Annotated in this window: 17 protein-coding genes; 11 read left to right on the forward strand and 6 right to left on the reverse strand. The window is 65.5% G+C overall.

Annotated elements, in window-relative coordinates; all coding sequences use genetic code 11:
• The first annotated feature begins 5 nt into the window (after window positions 1-5).
• The 8 genes from BA190_RS19565 (at window position 6) to BA190_RS19600 (ending at window position 10,288) form a co-directional block, all read left to right on the forward strand.
• Complete coding sequence (locus BA190_RS19565; RefSeq protein WP_068291059.1) at window positions 6-1,133, forward strand: glycosyltransferase family 4 protein; 1,128 nt, start codon at window positions 6-8, stop codon at window positions 1,131-1,133.
• Window positions 1,130-2,992: a glycosyltransferase gene (locus tag BA190_RS36595; RefSeq protein ID WP_068291061.1), complete on the forward strand. Its 1,863-nt coding sequence runs from the start codon at window positions 1,130-1,132 to the stop codon at window positions 2,990-2,992. The genes BA190_RS19565 and BA190_RS36595 overlap by 4 nt, the downstream gene beginning before the upstream one ends.
• A gap of 119 nt (window positions 2,993-3,111) precedes the next feature.
• A complete protein-coding gene (locus BA190_RS19575) occupies window positions 3,112-5,016 on the forward strand; it encodes an ABC transporter ATP-binding protein (protein WP_068291064.1) in 1,905 nt (634 codons plus the stop codon).
• On the forward strand, window positions 5,013-6,950 hold the full coding sequence (locus BA190_RS19580) for an ABC transporter substrate-binding protein (protein WP_068291066.1): 1,938 nt from the start codon (window positions 5,013-5,015) through the stop codon (window positions 6,948-6,950). The genes BA190_RS19575 and BA190_RS19580 overlap by 4 nt, the downstream gene beginning before the upstream one ends.
• A complete protein-coding gene (locus BA190_RS19585) occupies window positions 6,947-7,966 on the forward strand; it encodes an ABC transporter permease (protein WP_068291068.1) in 1,020 nt (339 codons plus the stop codon). The genes BA190_RS19580 and BA190_RS19585 overlap by 4 nt, the downstream gene beginning before the upstream one ends.
• 7 nt (window positions 7,967-7,973) lie before the next feature.
• Window positions 7,974-9,140, forward strand: coding sequence for an ABC transporter permease (locus tag BA190_RS19590; RefSeq protein ID WP_068291070.1), 1,167 nt, complete (start codon window positions 7,974-7,976; stop codon window positions 9,138-9,140).
• A 242-nt stretch (window positions 9,141-9,382) separates the two neighbouring features.
• Complete coding sequence (locus BA190_RS19595) at window positions 9,383-9,802, forward strand: NADAR family protein (protein ID WP_256390540.1); 420 nt, start codon at window positions 9,383-9,385, stop codon at window positions 9,800-9,802.
• 72 nt (window positions 9,803-9,874) lie between these two features.
• Window positions 9,875-10,288: an MAPEG family protein gene (locus tag BA190_RS19600; protein WP_068291075.1), complete on the forward strand. Its 414-nt coding sequence runs from the start codon at window positions 9,875-9,877 to the stop codon at window positions 10,286-10,288.
• A 43-nt stretch (window positions 10,289-10,331) separates the two neighbouring features.
• Here the strand turns inward: BA190_RS19600 and zigA are convergent, their stop codons facing one another.
• Window positions 10,332-11,546, reverse strand: coding sequence for a zinc metallochaperone GTPase ZigA (zigA, locus tag BA190_RS19605; RefSeq protein ID WP_068291077.1), 1,215 nt, complete (start codon window positions 11,544-11,546; stop codon window positions 10,332-10,334).
• A 163-nt stretch (window positions 11,547-11,709) separates the two neighbouring features.
• Here zigA and BA190_RS19610 point away from each other — a divergent pair, with 163 nt between their 5' ends.
• Window positions 11,710-13,047 carry a nucleotide sugar dehydrogenase gene (locus tag BA190_RS19610; protein ID WP_371260348.1) on the forward strand — a complete coding sequence of 446 codons (1,338 nt, stop codon included), beginning with the start codon at window positions 11,710-11,712 and terminating at the stop codon, window positions 13,045-13,047.
• 156 nt (window positions 13,048-13,203) lie between these two features.
• On the opposite strand, the gene BA190_RS19615 is transcribed toward BA190_RS19610, so the two are convergent.
• The 3 genes from BA190_RS19615 to fmdA form a co-directional block, all read right to left on the reverse strand.
• Window positions 13,204-13,503, reverse strand: a complete 300-nt coding sequence (locus BA190_RS19615) for an FmdB family zinc ribbon protein (protein WP_068291080.1) — start codon at window positions 13,501-13,503, stop codon at window positions 13,204-13,206.
• A gap of 54 nt (window positions 13,504-13,557) precedes the next feature.
• Complete coding sequence (locus tag BA190_RS19620; RefSeq protein ID WP_068291084.1) at window positions 13,558-14,070, reverse strand: AmiS/UreI family transporter; 513 nt, start codon at window positions 14,068-14,070, stop codon at window positions 13,558-13,560.
• 86 nt (window positions 14,071-14,156) lie between these two features.
• The gene (gene fmdA, locus BA190_RS19625) at window positions 14,157-15,383 is read right to left on the reverse strand and encodes a formamidase (RefSeq protein WP_068291088.1); all 1,227 of its coding nucleotides are present in this window, start codon (window positions 15,381-15,383) and stop codon (window positions 14,157-14,159) included.
• Window positions 15,384-15,736: 353 nt separating this feature from the next.
• On the opposite strand from fmdA, the gene BA190_RS19630 reads away from it, so the two are divergent.
• Window positions 15,737-16,477, forward strand: coding sequence for a response regulator (locus BA190_RS19630; protein WP_068291267.1), 741 nt, complete (start codon window positions 15,737-15,739; stop codon window positions 16,475-16,477).
• A gap of 63 nt (window positions 16,478-16,540) precedes the next feature.
• On the opposite strand, the gene BA190_RS19635 is transcribed toward BA190_RS19630, so the two are convergent.
• Together BA190_RS19635 and BA190_RS19640 are read right to left on the reverse strand one after the other, a co-directional pair.
• Entirely contained in the window at window positions 16,541-17,746 is a 1,206-nt protein-coding gene (locus BA190_RS19635) for a response regulator (protein WP_082979883.1), read from the reverse strand.
• On the reverse strand, window positions 17,743-20,379 hold the full coding sequence (locus BA190_RS19640; protein ID WP_068291090.1) for an ATP-binding protein: 2,637 nt from the start codon (window positions 20,377-20,379) through the stop codon (window positions 17,743-17,745). The genes BA190_RS19635 and BA190_RS19640 overlap by 4 nt, the downstream gene beginning before the upstream one ends.
• Window positions 20,380-20,868: 489 nt before the next feature.
• Here BA190_RS19640 and BA190_RS19645 point away from each other — a divergent pair, with 489 nt between their 5' ends.
• Window positions 20,869-21,438 carry a TetR/AcrR family transcriptional regulator gene (locus tag BA190_RS19645; RefSeq protein ID WP_068291094.1) on the forward strand — a complete coding sequence of 190 codons (570 nt, stop codon included), beginning with the start codon at window positions 20,869-20,871 and terminating at the stop codon, window positions 21,436-21,438.
• Window positions 21,439-21,496 lie beyond the last annotated feature (58 nt).

Raw genomic sequence — 21,496 nt, forward strand, 5'->3', positions numbered from 1 at the left:
TTCCCATGGCCCGGATCGCCTTCCACGCCCCGCTCAAACCAGCCGATCACCCGGTGCCGTCGGGGGATCGGGAAACGGCGCGCCTCTTTCTTGCCGCGCTGCAGGGCGCCGGTTTCGAGACCGGCATCGCCTCGGCGCTGCGGACGGCGGATCCCGTCGGCGGGCGGGATTTTTCAGAACCGGCACAGGCAGAGGTGGCCCGCCTGCTTGCTCTCTATCGCGAGCACCCGCAGGAACGGCCGGCCCTGTGGTTCACCTATCACGTTTATTACAAGGCACCGGACCTCATCGGCCCGGCGATCGCCCGCGCCCTCGGCATTCCCTATGTGATCGCCGAGGGATCTCGGGCTCCCAAGCGCGCCCAGGGCGCCTGGTCCAGAGGGCATGCCCAGGCGGAAGCCGCCCTCGACGCAGCCTCGCTCATTGTCATCCTCAATCCGAACGACCGGGCCATGCTGGAAGCCGCAAGGCCCGATGGCCAGGTCCTTGTCGACCTGCCGCCCTTCATTGATGCCGCAGGCTGGCCGCTGCTGGAACCAGGCCGGCCGGAGTCCAGCGCGCCGTCGCCTCCCTGCCGCCTCCTCACCGTCGCCATGATGCGCGAACCCGACAAGCTGGCGTCCTATGAGATTCTGGCGGCCGCTCTGGCCGGGCTCGATGCCGATCCTTCCTGGCATCTCGACATCGTCGGCGACGGCCCGGCCCGGCACCGGGTCGAGACGCTGTTCGCCCCCTTCGGCGAACGCGTCGCCCTGCATGGCCGCATCGACGATCGGGCCAGGCTGGCCGCCCTCTACGCACAGGCCGATCTGCTGGCCTGGCCGGCGGTGAACGAGGCCTTCGGCATGGTTTTCCTGGAGGCGGCCCTGCAGGGTTGCCCCGCGATCGCCGGCAAGTTCGGTGGCGTCGGCTCGGTGGTACTGGACAGGCAGACCGGCCTGCTGACCAGGCCCGGTGACGCCGCCGATTTCGGCCGCTCCCTCGCCGGTCTGATGCGCGACACTACCCTGCGGCAGCGCCTTTCCGGCCAGGCCCTCGCCTTCGCCCGGCAGGAGCGCTCGCTCGCCTCAGCCTCCCGCCGCCTACGCGAGGCCCTGCTGCCCCTGATCCAACCGGAAAAGCCCGACGCATGAGCCGCTCCGTCCTCATCCTCGTTACCCATCTGCTCGGCGTCGGCCATCTCGCCCGCGCGGCCGCCCTGGCGCGCGGGCTGGTCGTCGCCGGCCATCGCGTCACCCTGGTCAGCGGCGGCCGGCCCGCCCCCCTGATCCGGGTCGAGGGCGCGACCTTCGTGCAATTGCCGCCCGTCCACTGCGTCGGCGTCGATTTCCGCACGCTGCTCGGCTCCGATGGCCGTGAAATCGGCGACGAGGTCCGCCAGGCTCGCATCGCGGCGATCCTGGCCGCTCTCGCCAGCGCCGATCCGGACGTGGTCGTGACCGAAACCTATCCCTTCGGCCGCCGTCAGCTCGCCCCCGAATTCCGCGCATTGGTCGAGGCGGCGCGCCAGCGCGCCAGGCCGGTGGCCATCCTCGCCTCCATCCGCGACATCCTCAACCCGCCGGCCAAGCCGGGCCGGGTAGAAGAGACGGACGCCGTCCTCGCTCGCTTCTATGACGGCGTGCTGGTGCATGGCGATGCCCTGGTCACGCCGCTGTCGGCGTCCTGGCCTGCCAGCCCGGGGCTGGAGCGCATGCTGACCTATACCGGCTACATCGCCGACACGACCGAGCCCGTCGACGCCGTGCCTTCCGGCGAAATCCTGGTCTCGGGCGGCGGCAGCGCCGCCAGCCTGCCGCTCTACCGCGCCGCCATCGAGGCTGCGGCACTTGCCGATATGCCCGCGCGCTGGCGCCTGCTGGTCGGGCACGGCGTCACCGCGAGCGATTTCGAAGCCCTGGTGGCCAGTGCCGGCCCTCAGGTCGTCGTCGAGCGGGCCAGGCCGGACTTTCCTGCCTTGCTGGCGGGCGCGGCCGCTTCGGTGAGCCAGGCCGGCTACAACACCATGATCGACCTCGCCCGCGCGGGCGTACCGGCGGTGATCGTGCCGTTCGAACAGGGAAAGGAAGCCGAGCAGCGCCTGCGCGCCGAGCGTTTCCATGCCCTCGGCCTCGCCGGCATCGTCGGCGAAGCCGATCTCTCCGGCTCCTCCCTGGCGGCAGCCGTCAAGGCCGCCCTGGCACGCGCACCCGGCAAGGCGCCCGTCCTTGCCCTCGACGGCATCGCCGCCAGCGTGCGGACCGTGGAGGCGGCGGCGCAGCGGGCCGAAGAGCTGGCTGAGGCCTGGACACGTCTCGACGAGGCGCTGGCCGCCCGCCGCGAAGTCCGCCTGTGGTGGCGCGACGACGATGCCGTGGCCGCCACGCCGGCACTCGACCGCCTGCTCGGCCTGGCACGCCGCCATCAGCTGCCATTGTCCCTGGCCGCCATCCCCGCCACCGTCTCACCGAGCCTGGCCGAAGCGATCGCCGAAGAACGACATCTCGACATTCTCGTGCATGGCCATGCCCATGCCAATCACGCCCCGCCCGGCGCCAAGAAGCAGGAACTCGGCTATCGCCCTGCCGCCGAGGTGCTGGCCGAACTCGGCCAGGGCCTCTCGACGTTGCGCTCCCGCTTCGGCGCGCGCTGCCTGCCCGTCCTGGTACCGCCCTGGAACCGCATCGATCCGGTGCTGATCGGCGGCCTCGCCACCCTCGGCTTTCGCGGCTTGTCCGTCGCCGGCCCGCGGCCTGCCGCCCGGCTGCATGATCTTACCGCCGTCAATATTCACATCGATCCGATCGCCTGGAAACAAGGTGGCGGCCTCCTTGACCCCATCCTTGTATTGTCACAGTTCATCAATGCCCTTGAACATGACGAACCCTTAGGCATACTCACGCATCACCTCGTACACGACGCCTGGATTTGGAGTTTCCTGGATAGATTGCTCAAAAGGCTCAAGAAGCACGAGAATATACGTTTCCTGCCGGCACATTCGTTATTTGCATGAAGCGCTGGATCGAAAAACGATACACACGCCAGATAGCAGTGGCGCGCGATTGCGCGTGGGAATAGTCTGGCAACCGACAAGCACCGGAAAACGGGCATCGGAGAGACTGCGGAGCGGGGATGATCAACCAGCCGTTGCTGAGCGTGCGCGACCTCAGCGTAGACTTCCAGGGCGACACCGGCCTGGTTCATGCGGTGAAGAACGTGTCTTTCGACGTCTTCGAAGGGCAGACGCTGGCGGTGGTTGGCGAGTCCGGATCCGGCAAGTCGGTGACGGCGCAGGCCATCATGGGCCTGCTTTCCAAGACGGCGCGGGTCACCGGCGGCAGCTGCCTGTTCCGCGATCCTGCCACGGGCACGACGACGGATCTCGTCAGGCTCAATCCGAACGGGCCCGAAATGCGTGCCATCCGGGGCGGGCGTATCGCCATGATCTTCCAGGAGCCGATGACCTCGCTGTCGCCGGTGCACACCATCGGCGACCAGGTCACCGAGGCCCTGATCGTGCATACGGGCTGTTCCCGGCGCGAAGCGAATGAGCGGGCGCTCGATCTCTTCGCCAAGATCCATTTCCGCAATCCCAAGCGCATGCTCACCACCTATCCCTTCGAGCTGTCGGGCGGCATGCGCCAGCGCGCCATGATCGCCATGGCCCTGATCTGCCGGCCGGCCCTGCTGGTTGCGGACGAGCCGACCACCGCGCTCGACGTCACCACCCAGGCGCAGATCCTCGCCCTCATCAAGGAAATCCAGGACGCCAAGAGCGCCGTGAACCAGAGCATGGCTGTGATCTTCATCACCCATGATCTCGGCGTGGTCGCCAACATGGCTGACGAGGTGGTGGTGATGTATCGCGGCGAGGTGATGGAGCTTGGCGGCCGCGATGCCATCTTCCAGAACCCGGAGCACGACTACCTCAAGGCCCTGATGCGGGCCGTGCCCCATTTCAACATGAAGCCGGGCGAAAGACTGAAGCCCCTGCGGGAGATCGCCGTTCCGCCTCGCGGGGCCGCGGCGCCGGCCCCGGCCACTGCGGGCGGCGGCCCGGTCCTCCAGGTCGAGAATGTCTCCAAGACCTTCACGATGCGGTCGGGCATGTGGTCGGGCCGCGCAGAGACGATCCAGGCCCTGACCAATGTCTCACTCTCGCTTGAACGCGGCACCACGCTGGGCCTCGTCGGCGAATCCGGCTCGGGCAAGACCACCCTGTCGCGCATGATCATGCGCGCGCCCGGCAGCGCACCGGACAGCGGCGAGGTCCGCTTCGACGACGGCAGCGGCCCGCGCGACGTGTTCACGCTGGAAGGCGAGGCGCTCAAGGCCTATCGCCGCTCGGTCCAATTCGTGTTCCAGGACCCGTTCTCCAGCCTCAACCCACGCATGACGGTGTTCGACATCCTGTCGGAACCCCTCCGGATCCACAGCATCGGCACCGCCGACGAACGCCATGAGCGGGTCAAGTCCCTGCTCGAGCTGGTCGGGCTCGAACCGCAATATATGCGTCGCTACCCGCATTCCTTCTCGGGCGGCCAGCGCCAGCGCATCGGCCTTGCCCGCGCCCTGGCGCTGGAGCCCAAGGTGATCCTGTGCGACGAGCCGACCTCGGCCCTCGACGTCTCGGTCCAGGCCCAGATCCTCAATCTGCTCAAGGACCTGCAGGCAGCGCTCGGCGTCTCCTATCTGTTCGTGTCCCACAACCTGGCCGTGGTGGAATACATGGCCCGCGATATTGCCGTGATGTGCCGCGGCCATATCGTGGAACAGGCGCCGCGCGAGGTGCTGTTCCGTTCGCCCCAGCATCCCTATACCAAGGCCCTCCTGCAGGCCATTCCGGACGTCGACCTCGCCAACCCGCTCGATTTCGCCAAGCTGAAGACCGGCAATGCCTCCCAGCCCGAGCAATGGCCGGCCCCCTTCGCTATCCTGCCGAATGCGCCGCCGCCCGTCATGGTGGAGGTGGAGCCTCGCCATTTCGTCCGCCTCGGCGCCGACGCGGCCGACCAGCGCAGGGGGGAAGCGGCGTGAACACCACCCTCAAGCATGTTGCAGCCGCTCTCGGCCTCGCCCTCTTCCTGGCAGGCCCTGCCATCGCGGATCCGCCGCCGGCTCCCGCCGAACCGCCTTCCCTGGTCGCCAAGATCGCTAGCGGCGACCTGCCGCCACTGCTCGATCGCATGCCGAAGGTGCCGCTGGTGGCCGACATGCTCGCCCGCAACCGCAGCCTGGGTGATTATGGCGGCGAGATCCGCACCCTGGCCGCCAAGGCCCGGGACCTGCGCTACATCAATGTCATCGGCTATACCCGCCTCGTCGGCTATGACGAGCATCTCAACCTCGAGCCGGACATCCTGCAGGCCGTCGACAGCCAGGACGACAAGGTCTTCACCTTCACCTTGCGCGAGGGCCATCGCTGGTCGGACGGTGCCCCCTTCACCACCGAGGATTTCCGCTTCTACTGGGAGGATGTCGCCCTCAACCCCAAGATCAATCCCGCAGGCCCACCTGCCTTCATGCTGGTCGACGGCGAGAAGCCGAAGGTCGAGATACTCGACGCCACCCATATCCGCTACAGCTGGTCCAAGCCCAATCCGGCCTTCCTGCCCTCGCTGGCAGCGCCTGCGCCGAACTGGATCTATTCGCCGGCTCACTATCTCAAGCAGTTCCACAAGAAGTACGGGGATGCAAACAAGCTCGCCCAGATGACCGCAGACCGGCAGATGACCTCCTGGGCCGCGCTCTACAACAAACTCGACGATCCCTACACGAACTCGAACCCCGATATGCCGACGCTCGACCCCTGGCATGTGGTGACCAAGCCGCCGGCCCAGCAATATGTGTTCGAGCGCAACCCCTATTTCCACCGGGTCGACCCGCGCGGGCGGCAGCTTCCGTATATCGACCGCATCGTGGTCTCGATCTCGTCCGCCGGCCTGTTCGCCGCCAAGGCCAATGCAGGAGAGGTGGACCTGCTGGCCTGGGGGTTGAGCACCAGCGACATTCCCACGCTCAAGGAAGGCGAAGCCAGCCACGCCTATCGCACGCTGGCCTGGCCGATCGCACGCGGCTCCGCCTTCGCCCTCTACCCCAACCTCACCTGCAACGACGCAGTATGGCGGGCGGTGCTCAGGGACGTGCGCTTCCGCCGGGCCCTGTCCATGGCCATCGACCGGCACACGCTCAACAATTCCTTGTGGTTCCGGCTCGGCATCGAGGGCAACAACACCGTGATGCCGGAAAGCGCGCTCTACAGCGAAGACGACCGCAAGCGTTGGGCTACCTATGACCCGGCGCTCGCCAAGAAGCTGCTGGACGAAGCCGGCCTCAACAAGCGTAACGCGGCCGGCTTCCGCCTGCTGCCCGACGGTCGGGAAGCGGAACTGATCGTCGAGGTGGCAGGCAATGCCCGCGACATCGCCGACGCGCTCGAGATCACCAGCGAGTTCTGGCAGGATGTCGGCCTCAAGGTGGTGGTGAAGGCCGAGGACAGCAACGACCTTGCCAAGCGCTCCTTCTCGGGCATGACCCTGATGGTGGCGAGCGAAGGCCTGGAGAATGCCATTCCGACCGCGTTGATGCCGCCCAACGGCCTGGCGCCCCTGCGCCAGGACAATTACTCCTGGCCCAAATGGGGCCAATATGCCGAAACCGGCGGCATGGCGGGTGAAAAACCCGATATGCCCGAGGCGATCGAATTGATGTCCCTGTGGGAGCAGTGGATGAATGCCACCACGCTCAACGCCCAGGCAGCCGTCTGGCGCGAAATGCTCGCCCTCCACGCCGACCAGCAGTTCAGCATCGGCACCGTGCAGGGCGCACTCAAGCCCATCATCGTCAACAAGGCCATCCGCAACATCCCCAAGAAGGCGGTCTTTTCCTGGGAACCGACCGCGCTGATCGGTGTCTACCGCGTCGACGAATTCTACTACGACAACATCGTCGTGACGGGGAATACGCCATGATGCGTTACGTGCTGCGCCGCTTCGCCACCATGGTGGTGACGCTGCTGCTGATCTCGCTCCTGATCTTCATCGTGATCAAGCTGCCGCCGGGCGACTTCCTCACCAACAAGATCAACGAACTGAGGGCCCAGGGCGAGACTGCCAGCATCGCCAAAGCGGAGGCGATGCGGGTGCAATACGGCCTCGACAAGCCATTGCTGCACCAATACGCCACCTGGCTCGGCGTGCTGCCCGGGCCCAACGGCTTCAACGGCCTGCTGCAGGGCCATTGGGGGTGGTCGTTCGAATATGAGCAGCCGGTGAAGGCCGTGGTGGGCGATGCGCTGCTGCTGACGGTTCTGCTCAACCTGGCGGTGATCGTCTTCATCCATCTCGTAGCCATCCCGATCGCCATCTATTCGGCCACCCGCCGCAACTCGGTCGGTGCCCATCTGGTGACCTTCCTGGGCTATATCGGCCTGGCGACGCCCAGCTTCCTGCTCGCCCTCGCGCTGCTGTTCTATCTCAACCGCTGGTTCGGCATTTCGATCGGCGGCATGTTCGGGCCGGACTATACCGATGCGCCCTGGTCGTTCGGCAAGCTCGGCTCCTTCCTCAGCCATATGATCGTGCCGGTGGTGGTGATCGGCCTGGCCGGCACCGCGGGCATGATAAGGCGGCTGCGTGCCAACCTGCTCGACGAGCTCGCCAAGCAATATACGGTCACGGCCAAGGCCAAGGGGCTGCCGCCGGGCCGTGCCCTCCTGAAATACCCCTTCCGCATCGCGCTCAATCCCTTCGTGGCCGATATCGGCAATCTCCTGCCCAGCATCGTCTCGGGCTCGGCCATCGTTTCGATCGTGCTGAGCCTGCCGACGATCGGCCCGATCCTGGTGCAGGCCCTGCGCATCCAGGACCAGTATCTGGCGGGTTTCATCCTGCTCTTCGTTGCCTTCCTCACGGTGGTCGGCATGTTCATCGCGGATCTCGCCCTCGCCGTGCTCGATCCGCGCATCCGTATCGGCACCGGCAAATAGGACTGTAATGACCGAGTTGCGATCGCCCCATTACGTCAATCCGGCTCCCTTCGACCCCTATGTCGCCAAGAAGATGACGGCCGAGGAGGAGCGCTTCTATCGCGCGTCCTCGGCCACGCTGATCTGGTGGAAGTTCCGGCGCAACCGGCCGGCCCTGTTCGCCGGCATCTTCCTGGCGCTGGTCTATCTGTCGCTGCCTTTCGTGGAGGTCATCGCCCCCTATTCCCTGAACCAGCGCAACGCCGACTATCTCTATACGCCGCCGCAGAGCGTGCATCTGTTTCACGACGGGCAGTTCGTCGGCCCCTTCGTCTATCCCGTGAACTTCGCCATCCGCGACATCGAGAGCCCGCAATTTCCCGGCATCTACCAGGTCGACAAGACCAAGCCCCAGGCCCTGCGTTTCTTCTGCAGCGGCGAACGCTACAAGATGTGGGGCTTGTTCGAGGGCAATTTCCATCTGGTCTGCCCGCCCGAAAACGGCACCGCCTTCCTGCTCGGGACGGACCGGCTCGGCCGTGACATGCTCTCGCGCATCATCTATGGCGCCCGCATCTCCCTCACCGTGGGTCTGATCGGTATCGCGGTCTCCTTCACGATCGGCCTGACCCTGGGCGGCCTTGCCGGCTATGTCGGCGGTATCGTCGACGCCCTGGTGATGCGTCTGATCGAGGTGCTGCGCTCGCTGCCGGAACTGCCGCTCTGGCTCGCTTTGTCGGCCGCCCTGCCGGCCAATTGGAGCCCGGTGATCGTCTTTCTCGGCATCACCATCATTCTCGGCCTGCTCGACTGGCCGGGCCTGGCCTTGGCGGTGCGCTCGAAGGTGAAATCGCTGCGCAACGAGGATTTCGTGCATGCCGCCGAGATGATGGGAGCCTCGCGGGCCCGCATCATCGGCCGCCATCTCCTGCCCAATTTCATGAGCCACCTGATCGCCAGCGCCACCCTGTCGATCCCGGCGATGATCCTGGGCGAGACGGCGCTGTCCTTCCTCGGGCTCGGCCTGCGCCCGCCCGTGGTGAGCTGGGGCGTGCTGCTCAATTCCGCCCAGAATCTCGGCGCCATCAACCTCTATCCCTGGCTGCTGATCCCGATGGTCCCGGTGATGCTGGTCGTGCTCGCCTTCAACTTCTTCGGCGACGGCCTCAGGGATGCGGCCGATCCCTATCATTGAGGCATGCGCCGATGACATATGATCGCTCTCGCCTCGAAGAGGCGTTTCGAGCCAAGGCCCGTTTGAAGTTCGTGTTCTTCTGGGGGCATCAGCCCGCCAAAGCGTTTTGCGATTTGGTGGAATCACCAAGCATCGCAAAGACGCGTCCAATCAAAGAGCTAAAGCAATGCAGCGTTTCCGTCTAAACGCGCTTTGCTTTAGGGACGGCCGGATCACCACCTCCTGCTTCAGCCAGTGGTGGCCTGCCTCCTTCGACGTGGCGGGGGGTTCGCTATCCCACCGCCGAGCACTGGATGATGGCTGGGAAGGCCAGGCTCTTCGGCGATGAGCAGAGCCTTTCAGAGATCCTCACAGCGGCCAGCCCGAAGCAGGCAAAGCAACTCGGCCGCGGGGTGAAGGGCTTCGAGTCCTCGCACTGGGATGCGCAAAAATATCGCATCGTAACGGAGGGCAGCATCCACAAATTCGGCCAGAATCCTGCGCTAAAGGAATTTCTGCTGTCGACCGGCGAGGCCGTCCTCGTCGAGGCAAGTCCCGTCGACAGGGTGTGGGGCATCGGCCTCGCCGGCGATGATGAGCGGGCGGGCAATCCGCTTCTCTGGCGCGGCGAGAATCTGCTCGGATTCGCGCTCATGCAGGCGCGAGACCACCTTCGCGGTTGAGCGGCCGTCGTAAAATCCGCTCCGCTCGGCCTCCATTCCGACCTCACCGTGGCTCGAACCCGTGGAGATCACATGGCAGCCTACACTTTCAGCATCATCGGGGTGCTCGCACTCTGCCTGACCTCGATCGCCTTGGCCATCAACTCGGGATACTCCAAGGGCCGGGCCGGCGTGCTCTCCGGCCCGATACTTCCCGCCGCCGACGAAAACCCGCTCTACCGCATCGACCGTGCACATCTGAACTCGGTGGAGGCCCTGGCCCCCTTCGTCGTACCAGCCGTGCTGGCGATGATGGTGGGTGTGGGGCCGACCCTGCTCGCGACCTTGGTGTGGCTCTACGTCCTGGTCCGGTTGGCCCATGTGGCGATCTATCTGCGCGGCGGCAACGCGGCAAAGGGCGGCAGTGTGCGAACCGTTCTCTATATCGCCGGCTGCATGGTCACCGTGATCCTCATCGTCGTGACCGGATGGGTCGCCATCGCCTGAGGAACCGGAGCTGGCCATCCCTGACCTCCGGTTCCGCACAACCTCAGGCCGCCTCCCAGACCGGGAAGGGATCGCTGAGATGGCGATAGGCCTTCGGGTCGAAGCGGCTCCCGCCGGCAGGCTGCACAAGGCAATCGTCCAGGGCCTTGCGGATCGCGGCCTCGTCCAGGCTGGTGCCGATGAAGACCAGCTCCTGGCGCCGGTCGCCCCAGACGTCGTCCCAGTTGCGCTCGAGGATGCGCCACCAATCGGGGTGATCGGGCCAGTGCCGCCGCGGGATGGCCGCCCACCAATGCCCCATCGCGCTCACGCGGGCGATGGCGCCGGCCAGCGAGAACTCGCCCACCCAGTCGGGCCGCGTCGCCAGCCAGAAATGGCCCTTGGCCCGGATCAGGCCCGGCCAGGTCCTCTCGACGAAGGCGTTGAACTTGTCGGGATCGAAAGGCCGCCGCGCGCGATAGACGAAGCTGGCGATGCCATATTCCTCCGTCTCCGGCACGTGGTCGGCGAAGCCGTAGAGTTCCTTGTACCAGAGCGGATGGCGCTGCGCCTTCTCCTCGTCGAACAGGCCGGTATCGAGCACGGCATCGAGCGCAACCTTGCCGAAATCAGTCTCCACGATGCGTGCATCGGCATTCAGGGCCTGCACGACCTTGCGCACCAAGGCGAGCCGATCGGCAGAGACCTGCGCGGCCTTGTTGATCACCACGACATCGGCGAACTCGATCTGCTCGACCAGGAGATCGACGATGGTGCGCTCGTCCCCGGCTCCCGCCGTTTCGCCACGATCACGCAGGAAATCATTGGAGCCGTAGTCGGCCAGCAGGTTCGCCGCATCGACGACCGTGACCATGGTGTCGAGGCGGGCGACATCGGAAAGGCTCACGCCCGCCTCGTCGCGGAAGGAGAAGGTGCTGGCGACCGGCAGCGGCTCGGCAATGCCGGTGCCCTCGATCAGGAGATAGTCGAAGCGGCCTTCCTCGCTCAGGCGCCGGACCTCGGAAAGCAGGTCGTCGCGCAAGGTGCAGCAAATGCAGCCATTGGTCATCTCCACCAGCTTCTCGTCGGTCCGCGACAGGCCGCTGCCGCCGTCACGCACCAGATCGGCATCGATATTGACCTCGCTCATGTCGTTGACGATCACCGCGACCCGCCGGCCCTCCCGGTTGTTGAGGACATGGTTCAGCAGGGTGGTCTTGCCTGCCCCCAGAAACCCCGACAGCACGGTGACCGGCAGCCTCTTGTCTTCGATCTCCATAATGACTCCATAAGTAATGTTATAACATAACATTACTTATGGCTTTGCTGCTTGGCAAGCCGCTTCGGCATCGAGAGGCGTGAACCTGCCGGAGTGGCATTCGAACCATGCGGATACGCAACGCCCGCTTGCCTTCCGTCCTGCCCTGGCGGATATGCAGGACATGCAGTCCCCGCTCGCCTCCGCCCTCCTCGCCCGCATCCAAGCACGACAGGCCGTGATCGGCATCATTGGCCTCGGCTATGTCGGCCTGCCGCTCGCTATCGCCATTGCCGGTGCCGGTTTCAAAGTGCTGGGTTTCGACATCGATCTCAGGCGCGTGGCGGCCCTCAACCAGGGCGACGGGCTGATCAAGCACATCTCCAACGCGCCGATCCGCGAGGCCATCGCCAAGGGCCTGTTCGAGGCCACCGCCGATTTCGCCCGGCTCGACGAGCCGGATGCCATCCTCGTCTGCGTGCCGACGCCGCTGACGCGCCAGCGCGAGCCCGACATGTCCTATGTCGCCAACTCGACCGCCTCGATCGCGAAAAAGCTCCGGCGCGGCCAGCTCGTCATCCTGGAATCCTCGACCTGGCCCGGCACCACAGAGGAACTGATGAAGCCGGTGCTGGAGGCTGCCGGCCTCGTCTGCGGCCAGGATTTCTTCCTCGCCTTCTCGCCCGAGCGCGAGGATCCTGGCAATCCGGTTTACGGCACCCAGAACATTCCCAAGGTCGTCGGGGGCGACGGCGCCGACGCGCTCGCCTTGGCCAAGACCCTCTACGACGCCTTCGTGAGCGCCACCGTGCCGGTCTCCTCGCCGGCGGCGGCGGAGGCTGTCAAGCTCACCGAGAACATCTTCCGCTCGGTGAACATCGCCCTCGTCAACGAATTGAAGGTGATCTACGACGCCATGGGGCTCGATGTCTGGGAAATCATCGAGGCCGCCAAGACTAAGCCCTTCGGCTACATGCCCTTCTATCCCGGCCCCGGGCTCGGCGGGCACTGCATCCCGATCGATCCCTTCTATCTGACCTGGAAGGCGCGGGAGTTCGACATCGCCACGCGCTTCATCGAGCTGGCCGGCCAGATCAACACCGCCATGCCCCGCCATGTCGTCGACCGGCTGGCGGAGGCGCTCGACAAGCGCTTCAAGCGCGGCCTCAACGGTGCCCGCGTCCTGCTGATCGGCATCGCCTACAAGAAGAACGTCGACGACACCCGGGAGAGCGCCTCGTTCAAGCTGATCGAGATCCTGGAGGAGCGCGGGGCGCAGGCCGATTTCCACGATCCCCATGCCCAGGTGATCCCGAAGACGCGCGAGCATGCCGCCCTTGCCGGCCGCCGTTCGGTGGCACTCTCTCCCGAGATCCTTGCCGGCTACGACGCCGTGCTGGTCGCCACCGACCATGACGGCATCGATTACGGCCTGGTCGCCAGTGCCGCCCGGCTGGTGGTCGACACCCGCAATGCCTGCGCCAAGGCCGGCGCCGACATGGCGAAGGTGGTCAAGGCGTAAGGGGCCGGCGGCCGGTGTGCCGATCTCCAGATCGGCGTCCTTGGAAACGAGATGCTTGCTGGTGAGGAAAATGCCGATCTGGAGATCGGCACACCAATCCCACACTCATCTCCGCAAACTCAGTGTCCGTGAGCCGAGCGTTTGCCGTCCCGGGCATCAATGCCCGATCATCCATTTGTGACGAGTGGAGGGGCCCTTCTTGCCGACCTTGCAGATTCCGCAGCCGCAACCGGCGAGGTGGGCCTTCTTCACCACTTTCGGCTCGGTACCGCTCTTTTCCGAACGGGTAAGCGCTCGGCGCAGCGTGCCGTTCATCAGGCTGAGCTGCGGGGCGGCGACGTCACGCTGGCCGGGCTCGCTGCAGGTCGGGCAGGCGCAGGCCTTGCCGGCATCCGCCATCGGCACCCATTCGTCGAAGGGACCGCAATCGTCACAGACATAGTTGTAAAGCGGCATGGTTCTCTCCAACCGATACGCGGAAGATGCCGCGGGGCGTACCCCGCGGCAGGTTCACAGCTTGCCTTCCAGCAGCAGCAGGCCCGGGATCCAGCCGGTGACGATGCCGGACGCCACAGTCGCCAGCCCCGTCACCTTGAGGATCGGGCGCTTGAGCGCCAGCAGCAGGAAATACATGAACCAGAGCACGGCCCAGATCGCCCAGTTCAGGCCGAGCCAGGTATCGGTCAGGCTCTGAGCCGAGGTCAGGCCCTGGACGGCGATGGGCACGACAGTGACGGCCACGAACAGGCTGAACCAGCCCAGGCCCCGGCCGTCAACCGTCACCACCCGGTTGTAAGCGACCCACAGATAGGTGGTGGTGAACAACAGCGTCAGGGCCGCCGCCTTGATCGAGGCGGCATCGGCCTTGGCGCCGAAGGCCGAGGACAGGGCGACGCACAAGGTGACGAAGCCGGAGACCACGTTGATGACGACGATCTCCTTGTCGTCGATCCTGCCCATGAGCCACAAGCCGTTCAGGAACAGGACGGCACCCACGTAAAGCAATGCAAATCCGAGCAGCATGATCGCGTTTCCTCTACACGCAACGCGCCGGCCGGAGATGGCAGTCCGGCCGAGGCGCTGGTTTCATGATGTGTGCGAGGCGATGATCAGCTGGTCCTGGCGACGTCGGCACCCGAGACCTTCTTGGTCGGACCCGACGCGTTCGGATTGATGTCAAAGTCGAAGATGGCCGTGGGAATGGCCAGCGTCGCGCAGACATTGGGGATGTCGACGATGCCGGCGATCCGCCCTTCCACCGGCGCCGTGCCCAGGATCGAGTAGGCCTGTTCGCCCGAATAGCCGAACTTCTTGAGATATTCGATGGCATTGAGGCAGGCGCGCCGATAGGCGACATGGGCATCGAGATAATATTGCTCGCCCGTATGCTCGTCGACCGAGATGCCCTCGAAGATGAGGTAGTCGTCGAAATGCGGGTCGATCGGGCTCGGCTTGAAGATGGGGTTGATGATGCCGTATTTGGCCATGCCGCCCTTGATGACATCGACGCTGATGTCGATCCAGCCGGCCATCTCGATGGCGCCGCAGAAGGTGATCTCGCCATCGCCCTGGGAGAAGTGGATATCTCCCATCGAAAGGCCGCCGCCCTTCACATAGACAGGGAAGTAGACCTTGGAACCTCGCGACAAGTTCTTGATGTCGCAATTGCCGCCATGCTCGCGCGGCGGCACCGTGCGCCAGGCTTCCGCAGCCGCCCTGTGGGCGGCATCGCCCGTCATCTGGCCCATCAGCGCCGTATCGCCGAACGGAAGTGCGGCGAGCGGCGGCACGCGCTCGGGATCGGTCGCGACCAGTGCCGCCTCGCGCCGGTTGGCCTCGGCCAGCAGCTTGTGGTCGGGCAGGCAGCCGATCAGGCCGGGATGGATCAGCCCGGGATAGCGCACGCCGGGCACATGGCGCGAGGTGGTGTAGATGCCCTTGAAATCCCAGATCGACTTGGTGGCGTTGGGATAGTGCTCGGTGAGGAAGCCGCCGCCATTTTCCTTGGCGAACAGGCCGTTGAAGCCCCATTCCGAATCCGGCAGGGCGCCGATGTCGAGGATGTCGACGACCAGGAGGTCGCCGGGCTCGGCACCCTCGACCCCGAACGGGCCGGAGAGATAATGCACGCGGGTGAGGTTGACGTCGCGCACGTCGTTGGCGCTGTTGTTGTTGCCGATCTGGCCGCCGGTCCAGTCATAGCACTCGACGCGGAAGACATCGCCGGGCTTGAAGGTCTCGACCATCGGAATATCGGGATGCCAGCGATTATGGGTCTTGATCGCCTGGTCCTCGGGTGCCTTTTTCAGATCGACGGAGAATACGGTCTTGGGCATCGGTTCCTCCTCCTGGGGCCGGCCTGCGGGGTACTCCGGGCCGAACCGTCACGATGTTCTGTGCCCGCGCCGCAAGGGGCCGCCGGGCCGTTCGTGCAAAGGGAGCCTAGGCGGGCCCTGTAACCGCCATGAATCGTCCGACCACGGTTTGTGTAATTTTTTGTAACCGGAAAGGCCCGCGCTTCTGCGACAAGCATCCCGGTTTCAGGGGCGGACGGGACATCCGCGGTCCCAGCCGCATCGTTTCCCATGCAATTCCAGCAAGGTTCGCGCCGGAAATGTCGCGGCTGGGACCGCGGACGTCCCGTCCGCCCATCTCGACCCCGGCCAGCAATACGACTATCCTGCCCGCCATGCCTGCAGCCGACACCAAGTCTCGCATCCTCGTCGTCGATGACGATCATCGGCTGTGCCGCTTTCTGGAGAAATTCCTGGCCAGCGAAGGCTATGCCACCGCCAGCGCCAATGAGGGGCGGGCCATGCGCCGGGCCATGGCCGACGAGAGCTTCGACCTGGTGATCCTCGACCTGACCTTCCCCGCCGGGGAAGACGGCCTCAGCCTGGCGCGCGCCCTGCGCAGCCAATACGACCTGCCGGTGATCATGCTGTCCGGCAAGAACAGCACCATCGACAAGGTGGTCTGCCTGGAACTGGGTGCCGACGACTACATCACCAAGCCTTTCGAGCCGCGCGAATTGCTGGCCCGGGTCCGCACGGTGCTGCGCCGCTTCGCCCGCCGCATCAATCTACCCGAAACAGTGGAGCCTAACGCCTCGCCCGCCATTCGCTTCGCCGGCTGGCAGCTCGATCCCTCGCGCTACGAGCTCTCCTCACCAGAGGGCGAGCGCGTACGCCTGACCAGCCAGGAGTTCCAGATCCTGTCGGCCCTGGTCGAACGACGCGGGCGCATCCTCTCGCGCGACCAGATCCTCGACATCGTCGCCAACCGCAGCTGGACGCCCTATGACCGCAGCATCGACGTGCTGATCGGCAAGATCCGCCGCAAGCTACGCGACGATGTGCGCGACGCCCAATATATCAAGACCATCCGTGGCATCGGCTACATGTTCTCGGCGGAGGCCCGGGGGGAGTAGGCCCCTCACCCCCCTGCCGGGACCCTTGCGGGAGAAGGTGGCGGCAGCCGGATGAGGGGTTTCTCAACCTCCCTCCCACCTTGCCTGCGGCAGATAGAGATTGATCGTGGTACCCTCGCCCGGCGCGCTGACGATACCGAGGCGCCCGCCGGCCTGGCGCACGAAGGCATCGACCATGGCGAGGCCGAGGCCGTTGCCCTCCCCCGAGGGCTTGGTGCTGAACAAGGGTTCGAGAGCCCTGCGCCGGACCGCCAGCGGCATGCCCTGTCCCGTATCGGTCGCCGACAGCAGTACATAGGAGCCCGGCAGCAGCCCCGACGCCACGCGGGCATCTTCGGCCGTCACCAGGAGATTGCGAGCGGCAAAGACGAGGCGCCCGCCTTCGGGCATGGCGTCGCGGGCATTGAGAGCGAGATTGAGCAGGCTCGGCTCGAGCTGGCCGGTCGGAATCTCGACGGGATGGAGATCCTCCGTCACCTCGAGAACCACCGTCACCCTGTCGCCCAGCGTGCGGGCGAGAACCCGCATCAGGGGCGGCAGTTCCCTGCCGAGATCGATGACCGCCGTCTCGTCCATGCGCCTGGCCCCGAAGCTGAGGAGGCGCGAGGCAAGCTCCGAGCCGGACCGCGCGGCGTCGAGCGCGTCGGCGACGAGTTCATGCAGCTCCGGCTGGCCGTCCAGCCGTTCCTGCAGCCAGCGCAGGTTGGAATAGAGCACGGCCAGGATGTTGTTGAAGTCATGGGCGATGCCGCTGGCGAGCTGGCCCATCGCCTCCAGGCGCTGGGTCTGACGGAGGCGCTCGGCAATCCGGCCCTTCTCCTCCACCAGGCGGATGCGCTCGAAGCAGCGATCGAGCAGGGCCAGCAATTCCTCGGTGTAGAAGGGCTTGGAGAGGTAGTCATAGGCACCCGCCTTGAGGGCCTCCACCGCGGTCTCGATCGAGGCATAGGCCGTGACCATCACGCAGACGAGATCGGGGCTGTGCTGGCGCAGGGTGCGGACGAGATCGACGCCATCGCCGAGGCCCAGGCGGACGTCGACCAGCGCCACGGCGATACGCTCGCGGCCGAGCATATCGAGGGCCGCCGCCGGGTCATGGGCAATCGGGGTGTGGTAGCCTTCCAGGCGCAGCAGGCCGGCGAGGCTGGAGGCGAAATCGACGTCGTCGTCGACGATCAGCACGCAGCGCGTTTCGGCCTCCTCGCCCCCGGGAGAAGTTCCCGACGCGCCGATGATGTCCGCCGGCAGTTCGCTGTCTTCGTCCTTCATGGCCGGGCCGCCGGAACACAGGGCAGGACCAGCGATATCATCGCGCCCTCGCCTGGCTCGCTTTCGACCCTGACCTCACCGCCATGCTGTTCGAGGATGCGCTTGACCAGCGGCATACCGAGCCCGACACCGAAGGCCTTGGTGCTGAACAAGGGCTCGAAGATGCGATCGACCACCTCCGGGGACATGCCGCTGCCCTTGTCGGCGATGGCGAGCACCATCCGTTCCCCTTCCCGGCGCGTGGAAATGGTGATGGCTCCCTCGTCCGGTACCCGGCCCTCGCAGGCCTGCACCGCATTGACGAGCACGTTGGAAAAAGCCTGGCGGAGCCGTTCGGCGTCGGCAGGCACGGCACAATTCGCCTTGAGGTCGAGGGTGATCAGGGCGCGGATGGCCGCTTCCTGCTCGCCGGCCTGCTGGCGGACCCAGGCATCGATGGCGACCGGCGCGAGCACCAGCGGGCGCTTGCGCGAGAAGTCGAGCAGATCCTCGATGATGCGCACGCAGCGCCAGGCATTGCGCTGCAGGCGCTGCAACTCGCCCATTACCGGCTCACCGGCGTCGCGCAGCGAACGCCTCAGTACATCCGCCGAGGTCACCAGCGTGCCGAGCGGATTGCGCAATTCATGGCTCACCGTGGCGGTCATCTGGCCGATCGCCGCCAGGCGCTCATTGCTCGCCAATTCCTGCTGGGCCTGGTGCAGGCGTCCCAGCGAAGCGACGAGGTCGCGCTCGGCGAGTTCGCGACTTTCATGGGAGAGCACGATCCACCAGGCGCCGATGCCGAGCAGCGGCAGGAGGGCCAGGAAGACCCGGAGCAGCAGGGCGCCGCTGTCGAGATGCGGCTCCTCGGCACCGGGTTCGATCAGGCGGTAGGTGATGAGGAAGACCGCGGCTGTGACGATGGTGAGCGCAAATCCGACACCCCCGACCTTGAGCAGGCGCTGGCCCATATGCGGGGCGATCTTGCCGATCAGCGTGCGCCCGAAATAGCGCGAGCGCTGGTCCTCCAGCACCCCGCCGGGTGATTTGCAGACATCATGGCAATGCGAATCCAGGCTGCAGCACAGCGAGCAGATCGGCCGGTCGTAGAAGGTGCAGTGCACCATGTCGGGGCGCTCGTAGTCGAGGCCGCAGATCTCGCATTTGACGATGGCCTGCCGGCGGGCGGCCACTTCCTCCCGAGGGCGCGCGAGATAGTAACGCCCACCGGTCGCCACGCCGATCGCGACCGCGCTGACGAGTGCGGTGAAGAAGGCGATCGGGGCCGCATAGGCCTCGGCCAACGTGCCGAAACTGCCGATAAAGCAGAGCACGGCGACGATGGAGGCGAGCGCCATCGAGCCGCAGCCGACCGGGTTGAAATTGTGGAGATAGGCCCGCTTGAACTCGGTGAAGGGCGGGCTGACCTTGAGCGGCTTGAGGATGGCGAGATCCGCGAAGATCGAGCCGATCCAGGCCGAGGCGATGATGGAGTAGACGGCCAGCACCAGCGCCAGGGTCTGGAAGATGCCGAGCAGCATCAACAGCAGCGAGATCAGGATGTTGAAGATCAGCCAGACCACCCGGCCCGGATGGTAGTGGGTGACGCGCGAGAAGAAATTCGACCAGGCGAGCGAGCCGGCATAGGCGTTGGTGACGTTGATCTTGACCTGCGAGATCAGCACGAACACCACGGCGGCGGCCAGCACCACGGCGGTATCGGCGCTCACATAGTCATAGGCCTTGATATACATGTGGACCGGTTCGAGCGCCGTCGCCTGCGGCAGGCCTGAGCTGACCACCAGCACGGCCAGGAAGCTGCCGCACAGGATCTTGAAGCCGCCGACCACGATCCAGCCCGGCCCGGCCGCGATCACCGCCGCCCACCAGCGCCAGCGGTTTTCCTCCGTCTTGTCCGGCAGGAAGCGCAGGAAGTCGACCTGCTCGCCGATCTGGATCGACAGGGCACCGAGCACGCCGATCGCCGAGCCGAAAGCGAGGAGGTTGAACCCCTCTCCGCCTGCCGCGCTGCCGGCGAAAGCGACCCATTCGCCGAGCGTGCCGGGATGGCCGATGGCGATATAGACGAAGGGGAGCAGGTGCAGGGCGATCCAGACCGGCTGGGTGATCATCTGCAGCTTCGAGATCATGGTGACGCCCATGAAGGTGATCGGGATGATCACCAGCGAGGAGATGATGTAGCCGAGCACCAGCGGCACATTGGCGAACAGCTTCAGGGCCTGCGCCATGATCGCCCCTTCCAGGGCGAAGAAGATGAAGGTGAAGGTGGCGTAGATCAGCGAGGTGATGGTCGAGCCGATATAGCCGAACCCTGCCCCGCGGGTGAGCAGGTCCATGTCGATGTTATAGCGGCTCGAATAATAGGCGATCGGCGTCGAGGTCACGAACACGAACAGGCAGGTGACCAGGATGGCCGGGAAGGCGTTGGCGAAGCCATAGCTCAGCGTGATGGTGCCACCGATCGCCTCTAGCGCCAGGAAGGAAATGCCGCCGAGCGCCGTATTGGCGATGACGAAGGGCGACCAGCGCCGGAAGGATTTCGCCGCATAGCGCAGCGAATAGTCCTCCAGGGTCTCGTTGGCGATCCAGGAATGATAGGACCGCAAGGCAGGCAGGCGCGGAATGTCCACTAAAGGACCCGCCCGGAACGGCGCTTGCGCCTCAGGCCGACCGTATCAGACATGCCTCTCCCCTCCCGGCCCGGGCACCGCTTTCATGCGGCGGCGGCGAGCTCGATACGGTCCGCGATCCCGGCGTTACCGGATTGAAGCGGCCGAATCTCCTTCCCTCCGACAATATCATCCCTCGGCGTCGGTATTGTGATCCGCCCTCGCGGATACCGCAAGGCGGCGCCTGCCATTTCCGGGAGCACGGATGAAGGCGTTCATAGGCGCTGACTTGAGGGATTGGGCAAGATGAGGCGGTTGGCGATAAAGCTCGACGTATGAGCCGCCTCGACCCATTCTTACGGGGCGAAGGGGCGATTGGCGTCGCGCCCCTCGCCTCAAGTTAACGCCGACGGAAGACGTCCGCCCTGCCGGAAACCCAATCTTGGATCTTGACGAAGCGTCTCGCGCCTCCTATAAATGAGCATGTACTCACTCAAATGAAGTCGAACCGTGGCACGGCCCCTCAGCGAAGCAAAGCGCCAGGCGATCCTGGCATCCGCCACCCGGTTGGTGGCGGCCATGGGGATCGGCGCGCCGACGGCGAAGATCGCCCAAGGCGCGGAGATCGCCGAGGGCACGCTGTTCAAATATTTCGCCAACAAGGACGAGTTGCTCAACCAGCTCTATCTGACCCTCAAGACCGAACTCGGCGGTACCATCATGCAAGGCTTCCTCCCGGATGCCAGCATCAGGGAGCGTGCCTGGCACATCTGGAGCCACTGGATCGACTGGGGCGCGAAATATCCGGTGAAGCGCAAGGCCATGCGCCAGCTCGGCGTATCCGAGCGCATCACTCCGGCCACCAGGCAGGCCGGCAGTGCGGCTTTCCGCGATGTCAGTGCTGCCTTCGAACAGGCCCATGCACTGGGCCCGCTCAAGGACCAGCCCATGGCGTTCCTGAGCGCCTCCTTCGAGGCGCTCGCGGAGACGACCCTGGAATTCACGGCGCGCGATCCGGAAAGGCGGGAAGCCTACAAGCAGGCCGGCTTCCAGATCTTCTGGGGCGGCCTGGGAAGCTGACGGCGGCTTGAAAAACGAAGCTGTTTTACAGGTTAAATGAGTGAGTGCACACTCTTTA

Source organism: Labrys sp. WJW (assembly GCF_001676615.1).
GTDB classification, from domain to species: domain Bacteria; phylum Pseudomonadota; class Alphaproteobacteria; order Rhizobiales; family Labraceae; genus Labrys; species Labrys sedimenti.

Bases quoted from the DNA above. Each gene is read 5' to 3' on its own strand.
- BA190_RS19565 (WP_068291059.1), top strand. From the start codon at position 6: ATGGCCCGGATCGCCTTCCACGCCCCGCTCAAACCAGCCGATCACCCG.
- BA190_RS36595 (WP_068291061.1), top strand. From the start codon at position 1,130: ATGAGCCGCTCCGTCCTCATCCTCGTTACCCATCTGCTCGGCGTCGGC.
- BA190_RS19575 (WP_068291064.1), top strand. From the start codon at position 3,112: ATGATCAACCAGCCGTTGCTGAGCGTGCGCGACCTCAGCGTAGACTTC.
- BA190_RS19585 (WP_068291068.1), top strand. From the start codon at position 6,947: ATGATGCGTTACGTGCTGCGCCGCTTCGCCACCATGGTGGTGACGCTG.
- BA190_RS19590 (WP_068291070.1), top strand. From the start codon at position 7,974: ATGACCGAGTTGCGATCGCCCCATTACGTCAATCCGGCTCCCTTCGAC.
- BA190_RS19600 (WP_068291075.1), top strand. From the start codon at position 9,875: ATGGCAGCCTACACTTTCAGCATCATCGGGGTGCTCGCACTCTGCCTG.
- zigA (WP_068291077.1), bottom strand. From the start codon at position 11,546: ATGGAGATCGAAGACAAGAGGCTGCCGGTCACCGTGCTGTCGGGGTTT.
- BA190_RS19610 (WP_371260348.1), top strand. From the start codon at position 11,710: ATGCAGTCCCCGCTCGCCTCCGCCCTCCTCGCCCGCATCCAAGCACGA.
- BA190_RS19615 (WP_068291080.1), bottom strand. From the start codon at position 13,503: ATGCCGCTTTACAACTATGTCTGTGACGATTGCGGTCCCTTCGACGAA.
- BA190_RS19620 (WP_068291084.1), bottom strand. From the start codon at position 14,070: ATGCTGCTCGGATTTGCATTGCTTTACGTGGGTGCCGTCCTGTTCCTG.
- fmdA (WP_068291088.1), bottom strand. From the start codon at position 15,383: ATGCCCAAGACCGTATTCTCCGTCGATCTGAAAAAGGCACCCGAGGAC.
- BA190_RS19630 (WP_068291267.1), top strand. From the start codon at position 15,737: ATGCCTGCAGCCGACACCAAGTCTCGCATCCTCGTCGTCGATGACGAT.
- BA190_RS19635 (WP_082979883.1), bottom strand. From the start codon at position 17,746: ATGAAGGACGAAGACAGCGAACTGCCGGCGGACATCATCGGCGCGTCG.